Raw genomic sequence first — 17,297 nt, 5'->3', positions numbered from 1 at the left:
GCTTAAGGCGGGACCGTGGCCGGCGCCGGCCCCGGCGGGGCGGTCCGCCCTGTCCAATCCCGTCGGGCAGGACGCCGAATCCCGGAATACGGCGGGGGGCGGCGCCGTGCCGGCCTGCCGGGAAAAAGGGCCGGCGGCAGGAAGCGCCAAGCGGGCCGCATTCCGTCCGGCAGGACGGCATGGAGCGATTCCCGGGTCGCGGTTCCGGCGCAGGCCCCGGGAAACCGTCCGGCGGTCACAGCGACCGGCGTGTCCAGTCGCCGTCGATGAGCCGCCACATCATCCCCGTCGGGTTGCGGTCCCTCAGCTCGGGCGGCAATCTGTCCGGACGGACGTGGTCGTAGCAGTGCAGGGCGGCGAACCGGGTCAGGGCCGCCGGGATGCCGACCGACGTGAACCCCGGGTGGCCCGAGGCGGGGAAGGGGCCGCCGTGATTCATGGCCGGGGAGACGGCCACGCCCGTTGGCACCTTGTCGTTGAGGAGCCGGCCGGCCCTGCGCCGGAGCAGGGGTTCGAGGGCGGCATAGCCGGCCTCGTCCGAGCCGTCGCCGGCGCTGAAGACGGTCGCTGTCAGCTGGCCTTCGAGCGAGGCGGCGATGTCCCTGGCCTGGGCCAGGTCGCGGGCCGCGACGAGGAGCGAAAGGGATCCGAAGGACTCGACCTGGAAGGCCGCCGGGTCTTCCAGGAACCGGGCCCCCGAGATGCCGAAAAGGGCCGGCCTGAACCGGCAGCCCGGCCCTTCCACCGGTCCCGCCCCGGCTTCAAGCCCGGCCCCGAGCCGGCGCAGGCGCTCGACCCCCGCCTCCAATCCCCGGAGGACGCTACGCCCGAGAAGGACGCCCGGCGGGACGGCGTCGAAGGCCGACGCGAGCGCATCCCGAAAGCCCTCGCTTTCCGGAGAGCCGACCAGGACGATGAGGCCGGGCTTGGTGCAGAATTGACCCATGCCGGCGGAGCAGGAGCCGGCCAGCTCGGACGCCAGCTCGGCGCCCCTCTCCCTGACGGCGCCGGGCAGGATGAAGACCGGGTTGACGCTGGACATCTCGAGATAGATGGGCTTGCCGGCCCGGTCGGCCGCTTCCTTGAGGGCCAGCCCCGCCGGCCGGCTGCCGGTGAAGGCCGTGGCGCCGATGAGCGGATGCGAGACGAGCTTCAACCCCTCGTCGACCGGGAAATGATAGAGGGCCTGGACGGCGGCCGCGGGCAGCCCGCTTTCCGCCAGGGCCTCCGCCGCCGCCTCGGCCATCAGCCGTGTCGTGCCGGGCGATTGGGGATTGGCCTTGGCGATGACCGGGTTGCCGGCCGCCAGGGCGGCCGCGAAATCGCCGCCCCCGACGGCGTTGAAGGCGAAGGGGAAGTTGTTGGGGCCGAAGACCGCGACGGGGCCGCCGAGCGGTCCGAGCTTTGAACGGATGTCGAGCTTGGTATCGATCGTCGCCCGGACCCAGGAGCGGTCTCGGCAGGCCGCGGCCGCCTGCCTCAGCTGGCCGGTCGTGCGGGGCAGCTCGCTCGAGCGGAGACGGGATCCGGCCGGCAGGCCGGTCTCCCGATGGGCCGTCTCGACGAGCGCTTCGGTCCGGCGTTCAAGCCCGGCGGCCATGGCCTCCAGGAACGCGGCGATCCGGCCGGGCTCCGTTTCGGCCATCGCAAAGGAGGCCTCGGCCCCGGCCTCCAGCGCGTCCCGGAGATCGGGCCAGGAGGAAACAGGATAATCGCCCGGGATGGCCTCGCCCGTGGCCGGGTCCACGGCCATGAAGGACCCCGCCGGGACCCGGGCTTCGCGCCAGACGCCGCCGACAAGGATCATGGTCATGGCGAAAATCCTTTTTCGTTCCCGGCCCCGGACGGACGCAGGCCGGCTCAGCCTCCCGAATAGATCGGCGAGATCGCGATCCGGTCGCCGTCGGCCAGGGCTTCGCCCGGCCCGACGGCCCGGCCGTTCCGGGTGACGATCCTGGGCCTGGACTTGTCGACGCCGGCCAGGCCGACGAGGTCGTCGGCGGTCGTCCCGGCCGGGACGTCCAGCGCTTTCTCGCCGAAGCCGAAGATCTGGATGAACGGCCCGATGAGCTTGACCGTGACCTTCATGTGAGCGACCCGTATTTTTCCGCCGCCAGGCCCTCCGCGGCGACGCCCAGCCGCTTCAGGGTCTCCTTGGTCGGGATGCCGCGCCGGTCGTAGCCCCGCTGGTCGTAATAGTGCTGGAGGAGCGCGTCGTACTTGTCGTACTCGAGGCACTTGCCGGCGATGGGGCCCTCGGTGTCGACGTTCGCCGGGTCGAACCAGACGGCCGGGGGATAATCGAGCCGGCGATCGGTCCCGGGATATTCCCGGAGCCAGAAGAGCTTGATCATGGCGTAGATCCGGTCCGAGACGGTCCAGAAGTCGTCCAGGGTCCAATCGAGCCCGCTGACGAGCTTGAAGTACTTGGGGTAGTGCTCGAGGCTCCAGCCGTTCTCGATCCAGGGAAAGCGGCAGGCGACGATGGATTCGAAAAGGCCGCCGCGGATGCGCTGGAGCTCGATGACCTTCCGGGCCTTTTCCGGGCCGTAGGATTCGCGCACGGACTGTTTGAGCTCGAAGGTGATGACCCACGACTCCTTGTGGTGGGCGCCGATGGGGCTGACCCCGAAGGCCAGGGCCATGCCCGGGATGAACTTGCAGTTGTAGGCGGCGACCTCGAGGCCCTTGACCTGCATGGCGTAGTCGATCGAGCCGTGGCCGAACTTGCGCGCGGCCCGCATGGAACCCTCGGCCAGGATATTGCCGATCTCGCCCTGGCGCAGGGCGATCGAGGTCAGGAGCTTCTTGAAGCCGGCCGTGTCGCCGAACCGGAGGCTGCCGGGCGCGGCGCCGCGGTCGACGGCGTCGGCGTAGAAGCTGAGGACGCAGCCGCCCGACATCGTGTCCACGCCGTAGTCGTCGCACATGTAATTCAGCGAGCCGATCGGGGGCAGGTCGAAGATCTCCAGGTTGGGGCCGAGCAGGCCGACGTTCTCGTAGTCGAGCTCGGACTCGCGGCCCTCTTCGTCGCGGATGGTGATGCCGCAGCGCATGGTGCAGTTGGGGCAGCCGTAGGTGGCGATGCGGGCGTTGTTCAGCCGCTCGCCGTCGCACTTCCAGGCGTCCGGGTGGTGAGTCTTGCGGAAGTTCCGCACCGGCAGGGCGGCCACCTCGTTGCACCAGGCGAGGACCCCGTTGGTGCTCTGGATCGACCAGCCCGTCTTCTTGTCGATGGCGTGAACCTCCCGCAGGTCGTCCGTGCCGACCTTCTTCATGCCGGCCGGATCGGCCTGGGGGATCGGCTTCGTGCCCTTGACGACGATGGCCTTGAGGAGCTTGGAGCCCATGACCGCGCCCATGCCGGTGCGGCCGCCGGCCCGTCCCTCCAGGCTGCGGACGACGGCGTAACGGACCAGGTTCTCGCCCCCCTGGCCGATGTTGAGGACGCCGACACCCTTGCCATACCTGGCGTAGATCCAGTCGTTCGTCTCGTAGGTGCCCTTGCCCCAGACCGCGTCGGCCGGCAGGAACTCGACCTTGTCGTCTTCGATGTAAAGCATGGTCGGGGAGGCGGCCCGGCCCTCGACGATCAGGACGTCGTAGCCCGCCTTCCGGAGCTGCTCGGCGACCCGGGTCCCGAGGTTGCCGTCGCCGTAGCCGCCCGTGCTCGGCGACTTGCCGGCCACGACCGCTTTCCCTGTGTTGGGGGCCGGGATGCCGGCGATGGGGCCGAGGGCGACAATGAACTTGTTGTCCGGGCCGAGGGGGTCGATGCCGGGGGCGAGCTCGTCGAACAGGATCTTGACCGCGAAGCCCCGGCCGCCGATCCATTTGCGCGCGAAATCCTCGCTGAAGGGCTCCGTTTTATAGGTTCTTGTGGTCAGGTTGACCCGCAGGAATCGTCCGGTCCAACCGTTCATGATGACGTCCTTTCCGGAGATGAAAATAACCCTCTCAATCGTAACCGGAGGCGCTCCCGGAGTCAAGGCGCTGCGTGGTGACATTTTCTTTCCTTTTCCGGGCGAAAAGGATGCGATTCTCGTATAATCAGGTGAACGGGGACCGCGAGCCCCAAGAGAGGAGGAACGCGCAATGGCCAAAAGGCTTTATCGTTCAGTCAGCCAGAAGATGCTCGGCGGCGTCTGCGGCGGCCTGGCCGAGTACTTCGACGTCGACGTCTCGATCGTCCGCTTGCTCTGCGTCGGCCTGACCCTGGTGACGGCCCTGTTCCCGATGACCTTCTTCTACATCATCGCCTGGATCGTCGTCCCCCAGCAGCCCAAGACCCAGGCTTGAGCCCGGCAGGGACCTGCCCGGGCCCCCGGCGGCCGTTGACTTACAGTCAGAGTTCGGTTATAACCTAATCGATTTCAAGATGGGTATGAAGAGCGCGCTCGAGGTCCCGTTCAAGCATATCGCCGTCGAGGGCGTCTTCCGGTCCAAGAAGACCCAATTGGCCAACGTCCTGGCCCAGCGGATCGGCGGCAAGGTTATCCTGGACAACGTCGGCAACCCCTATATCAAGGATTTCTACAACGAGCGCGAGGGCTCGGCCTTCTTGACCCAGCTCGTCTTCCTGGCCAACCGCTACAACCAGCAGGTCCGCCTCCTCCAGAGGGACCTGTTCGTCGACCGGATCATCTGCGACTACCTTTTCGAGAAGGACAAGATCTATGCCTACCAGACCCTCTCGGACGACGAGCTGCTCGTTTACGAGAAGATCTACGGCATCCTGGCCGAGCGCGTCCCCAAGCCCGACCTCGTCATCTACCTGCAGATCTCGCTTGGCTCGCTCGTCCGGCGCGTCGCCAGGGAAGGGGACTCGATCGAGAAGAACATCTCCGAAAAGTACCTCGAGGACATCGTCGAGGCCTTCGACTATTTCTTCTTCAACTACCAGGGGGCGCCCCTGCTCGTGGTCAAGGCCGACGACATCGACTTCGGCCGGGAGGAGGACGTCCTCGACCTCCTCGACCAGCTGCGCGACATGAAGAAGGCCTCGCTCTACTACGTCCCCCAGAGCTACGGGGGCAAGGGCGCAAAAAAAGGCTGAAAGGCGTAGAATATAGTTCCCGGATGAGGCCCGGAGGCGGCGCGTCCGCCCCGGGACCGGACATTTCGCGGCGGCGACAGACTTTACCTCAATCCCGCGCCAGGCGGGATGGGGAGAAAGGACGGACAATGGCCAACTCGCCCGACGAACGCGTCACCATCCCCCTGCTCCAGGCCCGGAAGGCCGGGGGCCCAAAGATCGTCTGCCTGACGGCTTATGATCATCCCACGGCCAAGATCCTGGACGAGACCGGCGTCGACATCGTCCTCGTCGGGGACTCCCTGGGCATGGTCGTGCTGGGCTACGAGAACACCGTGCCCGTGACCATGGACGAGATGATCCACCATACCCGGGCCGTGACCCGGGCGGTCCGGCGGGCCCTGGTCGTCGGCGACATGCCCTATTTCTCGTTCCACCTGAGCGCCGACGAGACCATCCGCAACGCCTCCCGGTTCATCAAGGAGGGCGGCGCAGCGGCGGTCAAGATCGAGGGGGCGTCGAAGAAGCGGCTGAAGCTCGTCGAGGCCATGGTCGAGGCCGAGATCCCGGTCATGGGCCACGTCGGGCTGACGCCCCAATCCATCCATCGCCTCGGCCGCTTCCGGGTCCGCGGCGCGGCCGTCGAGGAGGCTCGGCGCATCGTCGAGGACGCCCGGAACCTCGAGCGGGCCGGGGCCTTCGCCGTCGTCGTCGAATCGGTGCCGATCGAGGTCGGCGCCGAGGTCACCCGGGCCGTGCGCATCCCCACGATCGGCATCGGGGCCGGCCCGGCCTGCGACGGCCAGGTCCTCGTTATCCACGACATGCTGGGCTTCTCGACCGGCTACATGCCCAGGTTCGTCCGCGCCTACGCCGACATCCACGGCGTCATCAGCGGGGCCGTGGCGGCCTACGCCGGGGACGTCCGGGCCGGACGCTTCCCCGACGACGAAACCTCCTACCATATCAAGCCCGAGGTGGCGGACGAGCTGGCGAAGGCGGCGGCCGCGGCCTCGAAGAGGAGGGTCAGGAAATGACCATCGTCAAGACCGTCGCCGAGATGAAGGCCCTCTGCCGCGGGTGGCGCCGGGAAGGGAAGCGGATCGGCCTCGTCCCGACCATGGGCTGCCTCCACGAAGGGCACCTCAGCCTGGTCCGCGCGTCGAGGGAGAGGGACGACGTCACGGTCGTCAGCATCTTCGTCAACCCGGCCCAGTTCGGCCCGAAAGAGGACTTCCAGAAGTATCCCCGGGACCTGGACAAGGACGCGGTCTGCCTGCGTCAGGCGGGCGTCGAGGCCCTGTTCCATCCCGACGCCGCGGAGATGTACCCGGCTGGCTTCCGGACCTATGTCCAGGTCGAGGATCTTCAGGACCGGCTCTGCGGCGGGTCCCGGCCCGGGCACTTTCGGGGCGTGGCGACGGTCGTCCTCAAGCTCTTCAACATCGTCGCTCCCGACCGCGCTTACTTCGGGGCCAAGGACGCCCAGCAGCTCGTGATCGTTCGGCGGCTGGCCCGGGACCTCGACCTCGACGTCGATGTCGTGGCCTGTCCGCTCGTGCGCGAGCCCGACGGCCTGGCCCTGAGCTCGCGGAACGCTTATCTTTCGCCCGCGGAGCGGAAAGCCGCCCTGGTCCTCTCGACCGCGCTGCGCTGGGCGGAGAAGGCCGTCGCGGCGGGGGAGAGCGACGGGGCCAGGCTGGTCGCGGGCGTCCGCTCGGTCATCGAGGGCGAGCCGCTGGCCCGGATCGACTACGTCGAGGCCGTCGATCCGGAGACGCTCGAGCCCGTCGCCGAGCTCCGCGGCGAGGTCCTCCTGGCCCTGGCCGTCTTCGTCGGGGCGACCCGCCTGATCGACAACGTCCGGCTTCACGCCTGAGGAGGATCCCATGCTCAGAGCCTTCCTGCGTTCCAAGGTCCACCGGGCCACGGTCACCCTGGTCGATGTCGCGTACGAGGGCAGCCTGTCCCTCGACGAGGAGGTCATGACGGCCGCGGGGCTGCGGCCCTACGAGCGGATCGAGGTCTGGAACGTCACCAACGGCAAGCGCTTCACGACCTACATCATCCGCGGCGAGAAGGGCTCGCGGCAGGTCGGGGTCTTCGGCGCCGCGGCCCACAAGGTCTCGGTGGGGGACATCGTCATCATCGCCGCCTACGGCTACATGGACGAGAACGAGATGGAAACGTTCGGGCCGAAGGTCGTCCTGATGGGGGAGGGCAACCGCATCGCCGAGGTCAAAGGAGCTTGATCAGGACGAAATACCCCGCCGTGATCAGGAAGATGACCAGGGTCAGGGCGAAGACCGTCATGCCCAGGGCGGGCGCGAAGCGAAGCTGCTGGCGGTAGGCCTTGACGATCAGGAGCTTGACCAGCAGGACGGCGACCAGCCCGGCGGCCAGGACGAAATGGAAGGCGCCGCGGGTCGGGAGGCCGTCGCCTATCTCAACCAGGAAGTTCGCGCCCAGGGCGGCCAGAGGCGCCAGGATGACGACGAAGGCCCAGCCGGCCTTCTTGTGGAGCCGGCGGAGCCGTTCCGACCGGGCTTCGTCTCCCGGCCGGCCGAATCGGGCCATCATGGCCAGGAAGGCGCAGAGGCCCGTCCCCAGAAGCACAACGGCCAGAACGGTCTTGATCGCGTAGTCGGACATCGCCCCCCCTTTCGAGCGTTCCGTCAGCGCTCAGTCGAGATGATAGTTCGGCGCCTCCTGGGTGATGACCACGTCGTGGACGTGGCTCTCCTTGAGCGAGGCCTGGGTGATCTTGATGAAGCGGGCGTTGGCCTTGAGCTCCTCGATCGTCCGGCAGCCGGCGTAGCCCATGCCGGCCTTGAGCCCGCCGACGAGCATCTGGACGATGACCGTGGTGCTGCCCTTGTAGGGGACCCGGCCCTCGATGCCCTCGGGGACGAGCTTGGCGGCGGTGGGCTGCAGGTCCTGCTGGTAGCGGTCGCTGCTCTTGCCCTCCTTCATGACCGCGATCGAGCCCATGCCCCGGTACATCTTGTAGGCCCGGCCCTGGTACATGACGACCTCGCCCGGGGCCTCCTCGGTCCCGGCCAGCAGGTTGCCGAGCATGATCGTGTCCGCGCCGGCCGCGATGGCCTTGGTCACGTCGCCGGAGTACTTGATGCCGCCGTCGGCGATGAGCGGGATGCCCGCCTTCCCCGTCACCTCGTAGACGTCGGCGATGGCCGTGACCTGGGGGATGCCGGCGCCGGTGATGATCCGGGTCGTGCAGATCGAGCCGGGCCCGACCCCGACCTTGACCGCGTCGACGCCGAGGTCGACGAGCTCCTCGGCCGCCCGGGCCGTGCCGATGTTGCCGGCGATGATCTCCTGGTTCGGGAACTCCTTCTTGAGCGTCCGGACGGTGTCGAGGACGCGCCGCGAATGGCCGTGGGCGTTGTCGACGACGATGACGTCGCACTTGACCGCGACCAGGGCCCGGGCCCGGTCGAGGAAATCGGCGCCGACGCCGACGGCGGCCCCGACCCTCAGCCGCCCCAGGCTGTCCTTGGCCGCGTCGGGATACTGGATGCGTTTGAGGATGTCCTTGTAGGTGATCAGGCCCTTGAGGTGGTAGCCCTCGTCGACGACGAGGAGCTTCTCGATCTTGTGCTCGTGGAAGACCTTCTCGGCGTCCTCGAGCGACGTCCCGACCGGGACGGTGACGAGCTTGCGGGTCATGATCTTCTCGACCGGCAGGCTCAGGCGGCTCTCGAAGCGGATGTCGCGGTTGGTCAGTATGCCGACGAGCTGGTTCGATCCGTCGGTGATGGGCAGGCCGGAGATGTGGTGCTCCCTCATGACCTCGAGGGCCCGGCCGACCGTGTCCTGGGGCCGCAGGGTGATGGGCTCGACGACCATGCCGCTCTCGTGCCGCTTGACCTTGTCGACCTCCTCGGCCTGGCTCTCGATGGACATGTTGCGGTGGATGACGCCGAGGCCGCCCTGCTGGGCCAGGGCGATGGCCATCCGCGACAGGGTCACGGTGTCCATGGCCGCGCTGACGACGGGGATGTTGAGGGTGATGTGGCGGCTCAGCCGGGTGGTGACCACGGCCTGGGCGGGCGCGACGTCGGACTTGGCCGGCAGGATGAGAACGTCGTCGAAGGTGAGGGCTTCCCTGATCTTGTCGTCGAGCATGGCTCCTCCTTGGCTCCCTGGATCAGTGCTTGTGACGCTTGCCCGGGATCATGGCCCGGGCCTGCCTGGACCGCTGGCCCGAGGGCCCCGTGGGCTGCTGGTAGTAGACCGGCGTCTGGCGCCGCACCGGCGCCGGCTGGTCGATGACCGGCTGGATGAGGAAGACGTAGCGCACCGCGTCCTCCTCGATCCGGTCGAGCATGGACTGGAACATCTCGAAGCCCTCCTTCTTGTACTCGATGAGAGGGTCCTTCTGGCCGTAGCCCCGCAGCCCGATGCCTTCCTTGAGATGGTCCATCTCGAGCAGATGGTCTTTCCACTGCGAGTCGATGACCTGGAGGAGGATCATCCGCTCGAACTCCCGCATGAACGGGCCGAGCTGCTTCTCCTTGGCCTCGTATGCGGCCGTCAGGGCCTTGACGATCGCGTCCCTCAGCCCGCCGGGGCTGACCGTGGCCCAGTCGATCCCCAGGGTCTCGACGTCCACGCCGAACTGGGCCAGGACGGCCTGGCGCAGGCCCTCGCGGTTCCACTCCTCGGGCGCGGCATCCTTGTTGGCGTGGGTGTCGAGCATCCACTCGACGAGGCTGTCGATGAGGCCGAGGAAGTAGTCCCGCTGGTCGGCCCCCTCGAGGATCTTGCGGCGCTGGCCGTAGATCGTCTCGCGCTGCTTGTTCATGACGTCGTCGTATTCGAGGAGGTGCTTGCGGACGGTGAAGTTCTGGCCCTCGACCTGCTTCTGGGCCCGCTCGATGGCCCGGCTGATCATGGGGTGCTCGATGGGCACGCCTTCGCTCATGCCGATCCGGGCCATGAGCCCGGAAATGCGCTCGCTGCCGAAGATGCGCATCAGGTCGTCCTCGAGCGAGAGGTAGAAGCGGGACGAGCCCGGATCGCCCTGGCGGCCGGCGCGGCCGCGGAGCTGGTTGTCGATGCGCCGGGCCTCGTGGCGCTCCGTGCCGAGGACGTGCAGGCCGCCGAGGGCGACCACGGCCTCGTGCTCCTTCTGAGTCACCGCGCTGACCTCCCGGAGGACCTGTTCGAGCTGCCCGGGCGGGACCTTGGACGGGTCGCCGCCCCCGCGCTTGAGCTGCTCCCTGGCCAGGAACTCGGGGTTGCCGCCGAGCAGGATGTCGACGCCGCGGCCGGCCATGTTCGTGGCGATGGTCACGGCCCCGACGCGGCCGGCCTGGGCGATGATCTGGGCCTCCATCTCGTGGTACTTGGCGTTGAGAACGACGTGGCGGATGTTCCGCCGGCGGAGCAGGCTGCTGAGGTGCTCGGATTTCTCGATCGAGATCGTGCCGACGAGGACCGGCCGGCCCGTCTTGTTGAGATCGGCGATCTCCTCGACCGCGGCCTGCCACTTCTCTTCGGAGGTCCGGTAGATGACGTCCGGGTTCTCCAGGCGGATGAGCGTCTTGTTGGTCGGGATCTCGATGACGTCGAGACCGTAGATGTGGCGGAACTCCTCCCGCTCGGTGGCCGCCGTGCCGGTCATGCCGGCCAGCTTCTTGTACATGCGGAAGTAGTTCTGGAAGGTAACCGAGGCCAGGGTCTGGTTCTCCTCCTCGACCTTGACCCGCTCCTTGGCCTCCAGGGCCTGGTGCAGCCCGTCGCTGTAGCGGCGGCCGGGCATGAGCCGGCCGGTGAACTCGTCGACGATGACGACCTTGCCGTCCTGGACCATGTAGTCGACGTCCAGTTTGAACAGGTGATGGGCCTTGAGGGCCGTGTTGACGGCGTGGACGTACTCCATGTTGGCCATGTCGTAGAGGTTCGACACACCCAGGGCCCGCTCGGCCTCGGCCACGCCGGCCTCCTGGATGGAGACCGTCCGGCTCTTCTCGTCGAGGGTGAAGTGCTTGTCTTTCTGCAGGCGGCGGACGACGGAATCGACCCGGGTGTAGAGCTGGGTCGACTCGTTGGTCGGGCCGGAGATGATCAGCGGCGTCCGGGCCTCGTCGATGAGGATGCTGTCGACCTCGTCGACGATGGCGTAGTTGAACTCCCGCTGGGCCAGGTCGGCCAGGCGGAACTTCATGTTGTCGCGGAGGTAGTCGAAGCCGAACTCGTTGTTCGTGCCGTAGGTGATGTCGGCACGGTAGGCCGTGTAGCGTTCGGCGTCGCCGAGGTCGTGCTGGATGGTCCCCACGGTCAGGCCGAGGAAGCGGTAGATGGCGCCCATCCACTCCGTGTCGCGCTTGGCCAGGTAGTCGTTGACGGTGACGATATGAACGCCGCGGCCGCTCAGGGCGTTGAGGTAGGCCGGCAGGGTGGCGACGAGCGTTTTCCCCTCGCCCGTCTTCATTTCGGAGATCATGCCCTGGTGGAGGACGATGCCGCCGATGAGCTGGACGTCGAAGTGGCGCATCCTGGTCGTCCGGCGGGAGGCTTCGCGGACGACGGCGAAGGCCTCGGGCAGGATGTCGTCGAGGGAGGCGCCCTGGGCCAGCTTTTCCTTGAACTCGGCCGTCTTGGCCCGGAGCCCGTCGTCGGTCAGGGGCTGGATGCGGGGTTCGAGATCGTTGATGGCGGCGACAAGGGGCCGGATCAGGCGAAGGGTGCGGTCGTTATCGCTGCCGAAGATCTTGCGGTAAATCCACTTGTACATTTACCATTAATTAGCAAAAAGGCCCCGGGAAGTCAATTTGCCCGTCTTCGGTCCGCCCGTCCCTTTCCCTGTTGACAGGGCCGCCGTTCCCGGCTTACACTCCGGCCGGAGCAAAGTGACGGGGGGAGGGAAGGGCCATGAAAAGATCGATCCTTGTCTTCGCGGCCGTCGCGGCCCTGTCAGCCGGCGCCAGCCTGACGGCCCAGTTCACCGCCGCCGAACAGGCCGGCTACGACAGGTGGGAGGATTTCCTCAAGACGGCCGCGGTCGTCGGCCAGAAGCAGCTGACCGGGCCCCTGGCCGTGACCAGTCCCTGGGAGCTGACGCTCGAGAAGGACGGGATCCGGCACAAAGCCCTGTGGAAGAACGCGCTCGGGGAGAGGGTCGCCGGGTTCAGGGAGACCTGGAAGGGCGAGATCGCCGCCTACCGACTGAGCCGCGCCCTGGGCCTCCACATGGTCCCGCCCACGGTCGAGCGGGAGTTCCGGAACGACCGCGGGTCGTGCCAGGTCTGGGTCGAATACTGGCAGAGCCTGGAAACGATCATGAAGAAGAAGCTCGTCCCGCCGCCGGCCAGGGCCGCCGCGTTCGCCCGGGACCTCTGCCTGCAGCGGGCCTTCGACAACCTCATCTACAACATCGACCGCCACCAGAGGAACTACCTCGTCACCGACGACTGGCGGATGTTCCTCATCGACCACTCCCGGTCGTTCGCGACGAAAAGGAAGCTCATCTACGACGAGAAATTCCGGGAAGGGCCGACCTTCATCATGGCCAGCCTGCCCCGGACGTTCGTCGAGGCCCTCAAGGGCCTGACCGGGGAGAGCCTCCGGGCGACGGCCGGCGAATACCTGAACGGCGACGAGATCGCGGCCGTGCTGGCCCGGCGCGACCTGATCATCGCCTGGCTCGACAAGCGTGTCGCCGCGCTCGGCGAAGCCGCCGTCCTCTACTGAGCCCGTCCCGCGCGGCGGGGGCCGTCCCCAGCGGGCCGCCTATTTCCGCCCGAGGATCTCGTCGACGAGCGGCTTGGCGTCGTAGATCTTGAGCAGGGCCTCGATGATGCCGCGGGAGTCGACCATGACCGACCGCGAGATGCTGTCCTCGTAGACGAACCGCGTCGGCAGCGACTGGATGTTGCCGTCGAACAGGACGCCGACGAACTCGCCTTTCCGGTTCACCAGGGGGGAGCCGGAGTTCCCGCCGATCGAGTCGGCCGTCGAGACGAAGTCGACCGGCGCCGCGGGGTTGACGGCGGCCTTCCTGGCCAGGAAGCTGGCCGGCAGCTCGTAGGGGTCCTTGTTGCCGGCCTGGGCCGACTTCCCGTAGAGCCCGGCGAAGGTCGTCCGGTAGGGGACCTTCCTGCCGTTCTCGACGTAGCCCCTGACCGCCCCGAAGCTGAGCCGCAGAGTGCCGGTGGCGTCGGGCGGGATGGACGTCCCCTCGAGCTTGAACATGGCCTTGGCGATCCGGGCGCCGTTGACGGTCTCGACCGCCTCGACCTTCTTCTCGTAGCCGGCCCGCAGGCCGCGCGAGACCGGGTCGACGAGCAGGGCCAGCTTGATCATCGGATCCTGGCACTGGTAAACGGCCTCGGCCCCGCCCTCCAGGAGCTTCTTGCGGAACTCGATGTCCCTGAGCTTCGTGCCGGCGACGAGCTCGCGGGCCGCGTCCTGGGGCGAGCGGCCGGCCAGGATCCAGCGGACCTCGATCATGTCCGGCAGCTCCTCCTGGAGCTGGGCCAGGGAGTCGCCGAGCTTGACGGCCTCGAACTCGTCGTAGATCGGGGCGGGGGAGAGGATGCCCCGCTCGACCGAGGCCAGGGAGGCGTCGCGGAAATCGCGCAGCCGCTCGGTGTTGGGCTTGGGCTTCTCCAGGGCCAGCCGGACGATGTTGCGGGCGATGGCGAAGTAGGCCGTGTAGAAGCCGTTGGCCCGCTCGAAGAAGGCCAGGGGCTTGAACATCGCGGCATAGGCCTTCTCGGCGGCGGCGATCTCGTCCCAGGCCGGGCCGAACTCCTTGGCCAGGGCCGGGTCCTGGGCCACGCGGGCGCGCAGGGCCGCCTCTTCTTTCTGCTTCTTGGCCATCAGGGCGGGGTCGAGCAGGCCCGACTGGTAGCCGGTCGTCGCCTTGAGGCTGTTCTCGATGCCGAAGAGGTTGCGCAGGGCGACGCGCTTCTGCTCCTCGCCCCTGGCGGCGTAGGCGTGCATGTAGGCCTGGCGGCGCTTGAGGTTGGCGATGTTGAAGGGATAGCTCGTGTCGCGCAGGAACTCGAGCTGGCTGGTGGTCAGGAGGCGGCCGGTCGACCCTGGATGGCCGGAGCAGAGCACCAGGTCGCCCTCGCGGACGCCGGCCGACGACCACTTGATGAACTGATCGCTCTTGTAGGGCCGGCCGTTCTCGTAGATGCGGAAGAGGGTGATGTCGAGATCGTAGCGCGGGTAGGTGAAGTTGTCCTGGTCGCCGCCGAAGAACGCGGCGGCGTACTCGGGCGCGAAGACCAGCCGGACGTCGTTGTGGACCCGGTAGGTGTAGAGATGGTACATGCCGCCGGAGTAGAGCGTGACGACGACGCCGCGGAGGCCTTCCCCGGCCCCGGCGTCCTTCTCGAGGCCGGCGACGACCTTCTGGCGGGCCTCGGCGGCCTCGACCGGGCCCATGCCGGGCTTCTCGGCGCCGAGGACCTTGTCGGTGACGTCCTCGATGCCGACCAGGACGCGCAACTCCATGCCTGGCACCCTGAGCTCCTCGGCCCGGGTCCGGGCGTAGAAGCCGGTCTTCATGAGGTCGCGGTCCTTCGTGGACAGGTTCTGGATCGCGCCCTGGCCGACGTGGTGGTTGGTCAGGACCAGGCCGTCCGGCGAGATGAACGAGCCCGAGGCCCCGCCGAAGGAGATCGAGGCCAGCCGGAGGTGGTCCATGAACTCCGGGGTCGCGGCGAAGCCGTACTTCTTCAGGAGGATGTCCTTGGGCGGCTTGTTGAAGAGCCACATGCCCTCGTCGGCCGCGGCGGGCCGGACGAGGAGGAGGGCGGCGAGGGCCGCCAGAAGTATCGGGACGCGATAACGGCTGCGGTTGCGGGACATGGCGATCGTCTCCTTTCGGGAAGCTCGAAAAGGATATTATGTCCCATTTTCAGACGGAATTCCACGGAACCCGCGGAGGATCGACGGGCCCGCCGAAAAACACTATAAAAATAGTAGGAATTAGGCGATGAGCCGGGGGACGGAGGCGATCGCCTTTATTCCCGCCGAAAGTTCTGATAGATTACGCGTCGGAGAAGGAATGAACCTGCTCGAGGCCCCGCCCGGACTGCCCCTGCGGATCGTCGACCTTCGCGGCCGGGAAGGCGTTCGCCGCCGCCTGATGGCCCTCGGCTTCCACAAGGACGACCTCATCCAGCTCGACGGCCGGGCCATCCTCCGGGGGCCGCTGCTCGTCCGCAACCGCACCTCGGACACGACCGTCGCCCTGAGCCGCGGCGTGGCCCAGAAGATCCTCGTCGAACCCGCCCATGAGCCGTCCTGAGGTCCCGACCGTCGTCTTCGTCGGGCAGCCGAACGGCGGCAAGAGCACGCTGTTCAATTCCATCGCCGGGCCCAAGGCCGAGACCTCGAATTTCCCCGGCACGTCCGTCAAGCACACCCACAGCCGCGTCGTCGTGGCAGGCCGGTCGCTCGATATCGTCGACCTGCCGGGGACCTATTGCCTCTGTCCGACGGACCCGTCCGAGCAGGTGGCCCTGACCCATCTGTTCTCGGAGCGGCCGGACCTCGTCATCAACGTCGTCGACGCCTCGACGTTCTGCCGCGGCCTCGAGCTGACCCTCGAGCTCATCGAGCTGGGCCGGCCCCTGGTCGTCGCTCTCAACATGATCGACGTGGCCGAGCGCAAGGGCATCGAGATCGACGCGGCCGGGGTGGAGCGGCTCCTGGGCGTGCCCGTCGTGCCGACGATCGCGGCCTACGGGCGCGGCGTCCGGGAGCTGCTGGACCGGGCCTTCGAGGTCCTCGACAAGGGGCAGGCGCCGCGTCCACTCAAGTTCTCGGACGACGTCGAGGAGGTCGTCGCCGGGGTGGAGCGGGCCCTGCCGCCGTCCTTCCCGGTCGCCGCCAGCCCGCGCTTCGTCGCCGCGAAGCTCATCGAAACGGCCGGACAGGCCTGCGCCGGGTACCTGGGCGAGATCGAGCCGGGCGTCCAGGCGGCCGTCGACCGCGCCAGCGGGATCCTCGAACGGCGGCGCGGCGCGCCGGCCTACGAGGTCGTCTCGGCCGAACGCCACCACCTGGCCATGAAGCTGGCCGAAGCCACGAGCCGCGTCCGCCATGGCCGGCGCGTGACCTGGGACAAGAAGATCGACGCGGTCCTCATGCATCCCGTTCTGGGCTACATCATCTTGGCGGCGGTGTTCCTGGCCTTTTTCTTCGTCATCTTCAGGATCGGGAGCCCCCTCGAAGCGCTCGTCCTCAAACCCTTCAACGGGCTCCGATCGGCGCTCGCGGCGCGTCTCGGGCACGGCCTGCCGTTCTATCTCGCGGAGGGGCTGGTCCAGGGCGTCGGCGGCGGCGTCGGCATCGTCCTGCCGTACTTCCTGCCGCTTCTTTTCCTCATGGCGGCGCTCGAGGACAGCGGCTACCTGGCCCGGGCCGGCTTCCTCCTCGACGCCTTCATGCACCGGATCGGGCTGCACGGCAGATCGGTGCCGTCGTTCATCCTGGGCTTCGGCTGCAACGTCCCGGCCATCGTCTCGGCCCGCGGTCTCGAGTCCCGGCGGGACCGGGTCTTGACCTCGATCCTGATCCCCTTCATCCCCTGTTCGGCCCGGACGACGATCGTCCTGGCCCTGGTGGCCTTCTATCTGGGGCCGCTCTGGGCCGTGGGCTTCTACGCGGCCAACATCCTGGTCGTGGCCCTGGTCGGCCGGATCGTCAGCCGGTTCATCAGGGAGCCGTCGCCCGGCCTGATCCTGGAGATCCCGTCGCTCAAGGCGCCGCGCCTCGGCGCCATGCTCAGCAAGACCTGGCTCCAGGTCCTCTCGTTCGTCAAGTTCGCCTGGCCCCTGCTCATCGGCGGCAGCCTGGTCCTGAGCCTGCTCGTCTATTTTCACGCAGACCGCTGGATCAACGACGTCCTGGCGCCGCTCGTCGTCAAGGGCCTGGGCCTGCCGCACGAGCTGGGGGTGACCCTCGTCTTCGGCTTCCTGCGCAAGGAGCTGTCGCTCATCATGATGCTCCAGGCGCTCGGCGTCGATTACTCGAACGTGCTCTCGGCCATCAGCCGCGAGCAGGTCGTCGTCTTCACCGTCTTCATCAGCTTCTTCATCCCGTGCCTGTCCACGTTCGCCATCTTGTGGAAGGAGATCGGGAAGAAATGGGCTTTCGTTTCGGCCGGACTGAGCATCACAGTGGCGGTGGCCCTGAGCTGGCTCGTCCGGATCATCCTCTGAGCAGGCCCCGGCTCGCGGCCGGTCCGGACTTGACCGGCTCATCGAACGGAGCG

15 protein-coding genes are annotated in these 17,297 nt (G+C 67.7%); 8 read left to right on the top strand and 7 right to left on the bottom strand.

Translation table 11 applies throughout. The features are described 5' to 3' along the window. Positions 1-235: 235 nt before the first annotated feature. The 3 genes from ABFD52_08030 to ABFD52_08020 are packed head-to-tail and all read right to left on the bottom strand — an operon-like array spanning position 236 to position 3,923. Positions 236-1,813, bottom strand: coding sequence for an aldehyde dehydrogenase family protein (locus tag ABFD52_08030; GenBank protein MEN6560706.1), 1,578 nt, complete (start codon positions 1,811-1,813; stop codon positions 236-238). A gap of 47 nt (positions 1,814-1,860) precedes the next feature. Next, positions 1,861-2,088, bottom strand: a complete 228-nt coding sequence (locus ABFD52_08025; GenBank protein ID MEN6560705.1) for a MoaD/ThiS family protein — start codon at positions 2,086-2,088, stop codon at positions 1,861-1,863. Next, positions 2,085-3,923 (bottom strand): aldehyde ferredoxin oxidoreductase family protein, encoded by a 1,839-nt coding sequence (locus tag ABFD52_08020; GenBank protein ID MEN6560704.1) that lies wholly within the window; start codon positions 3,921-3,923, stop codon positions 2,085-2,087. The genes ABFD52_08025 and ABFD52_08020 overlap by 4 nt, the downstream gene beginning before the upstream one ends. Before the next feature lie 172 nt (positions 3,924-4,095). Between ABFD52_08020 and ABFD52_08015 the strand changes: the two genes are divergently transcribed. From ABFD52_08015 to panD, 5 genes are all read left to right on the top strand, one after another. Further along, complete coding sequence (locus tag ABFD52_08015; GenBank protein MEN6560703.1) at positions 4,096-4,299, top strand: PspC domain-containing protein; 204 nt, start codon at positions 4,096-4,098, stop codon at positions 4,297-4,299. An 85-nt stretch (positions 4,300-4,384) separates the two neighbouring features. Further along, a complete protein-coding gene (locus tag ABFD52_08010) occupies positions 4,385-5,056 on the top strand; it encodes a deoxynucleoside kinase (protein MEN6560702.1) in 672 nt (223 codons plus the stop codon). 128 nt (positions 5,057-5,184) lie between these two features. Then, positions 5,185-6,072, top strand: coding sequence for a 3-methyl-2-oxobutanoate hydroxymethyltransferase (panB, locus tag ABFD52_08005; protein MEN6560701.1), 888 nt, complete (start codon positions 5,185-5,187; stop codon positions 6,070-6,072). Further along, complete coding sequence (gene panC / locus ABFD52_08000; protein MEN6560700.1) at positions 6,069-6,914, top strand: pantoate--beta-alanine ligase; 846 nt, start codon at positions 6,069-6,071, stop codon at positions 6,912-6,914. Before panB ends, panC begins: the two co-directional genes overlap by 4 nt. A 10-nt stretch (positions 6,915-6,924) precedes the next feature. After that, complete coding sequence (panD, locus tag ABFD52_07995) at positions 6,925-7,287, top strand: aspartate 1-decarboxylase (protein ID MEN6560699.1); 363 nt, start codon at positions 6,925-6,927, stop codon at positions 7,285-7,287. Here the strand turns inward: panD and ABFD52_07990 are convergent. Genes ABFD52_07990 through secA form a run of 3 tightly spaced genes read right to left on the bottom strand, consistent with a single transcriptional unit; the run spans position 7,274 to position 11,798 of the window. Beyond that, a complete protein-coding gene (locus ABFD52_07990) occupies positions 7,274-7,687 on the bottom strand; it encodes a DUF6529 family protein (GenBank protein ID MEN6560698.1) in 414 nt (137 codons plus the stop codon). The two genes, panD and ABFD52_07990, sit on opposite strands and share 14 nt — an antisense overlap. Before the next feature lie 30 nt (positions 7,688-7,717). Continuing rightward, on the bottom strand, positions 7,718-9,184 hold the full coding sequence (gene guaB, locus ABFD52_07985; protein ID MEN6560697.1) for an IMP dehydrogenase: 1,467 nt from the start codon (positions 9,182-9,184) through the stop codon (positions 7,718-7,720). 22 nt (positions 9,185-9,206) lie between these two features. Further along, positions 9,207-11,798, bottom strand: a complete 2,592-nt coding sequence (gene secA, locus ABFD52_07980; GenBank protein MEN6560696.1) for a preprotein translocase subunit SecA — start codon at positions 11,796-11,798, stop codon at positions 9,207-9,209. A gap of 137 nt (positions 11,799-11,935) precedes the next feature. Between secA and ABFD52_07975 the strand changes: the two genes are divergently transcribed. Further along, positions 11,936-12,754 (top strand): hypothetical protein, encoded by an 819-nt coding sequence (locus ABFD52_07975; protein ID MEN6560695.1) that lies wholly within the window; start codon positions 11,936-11,938, stop codon positions 12,752-12,754. A 39-nt stretch (positions 12,755-12,793) separates the two neighbouring features. Here ABFD52_07975 and ABFD52_07970 read toward each other — a convergent pair whose 3' ends face one another. After that, the gene (locus ABFD52_07970; protein ID MEN6560694.1) at positions 12,794-14,884 is read right to left on the bottom strand and encodes a S46 family peptidase; all 2,091 of its coding nucleotides are present in this window, start codon (positions 14,882-14,884) and stop codon (positions 12,794-12,796) included. Positions 14,885-15,083: 199 nt separating this feature from the next. Here ABFD52_07970 and ABFD52_07965 point away from each other — a divergent pair, with 199 nt between their 5' ends. Together ABFD52_07965 and feoB are read left to right on the top strand one after the other, a co-directional pair. After that, entirely contained in the window at positions 15,084-15,326 is a 243-nt protein-coding gene (locus ABFD52_07965; protein MEN6560693.1) for a FeoA family protein, read from the top strand. After that, positions 15,313-17,244 carry a ferrous iron transport protein B gene (feoB, locus tag ABFD52_07960; GenBank protein ID MEN6560692.1) on the top strand — a complete coding sequence of 644 codons (1,932 nt, stop codon included), beginning with the start codon at positions 15,313-15,315 and terminating at the stop codon, positions 17,242-17,244. The genes ABFD52_07965 and feoB overlap by 14 nt, the downstream gene beginning before the upstream one ends. Positions 17,245-17,297 lie beyond the last annotated feature (53 nt).

This window comes from Acidobacteriota bacterium (assembly GCA_039683095.1).
Taxonomy (GTDB): Bacteria; Acidobacteriota; Aminicenantia; order Aminicenantales; family Saccharicenantaceae; genus RBG-16-66-30.
This window is presented reverse-complemented; position numbering and strand designations above follow the sequence as displayed.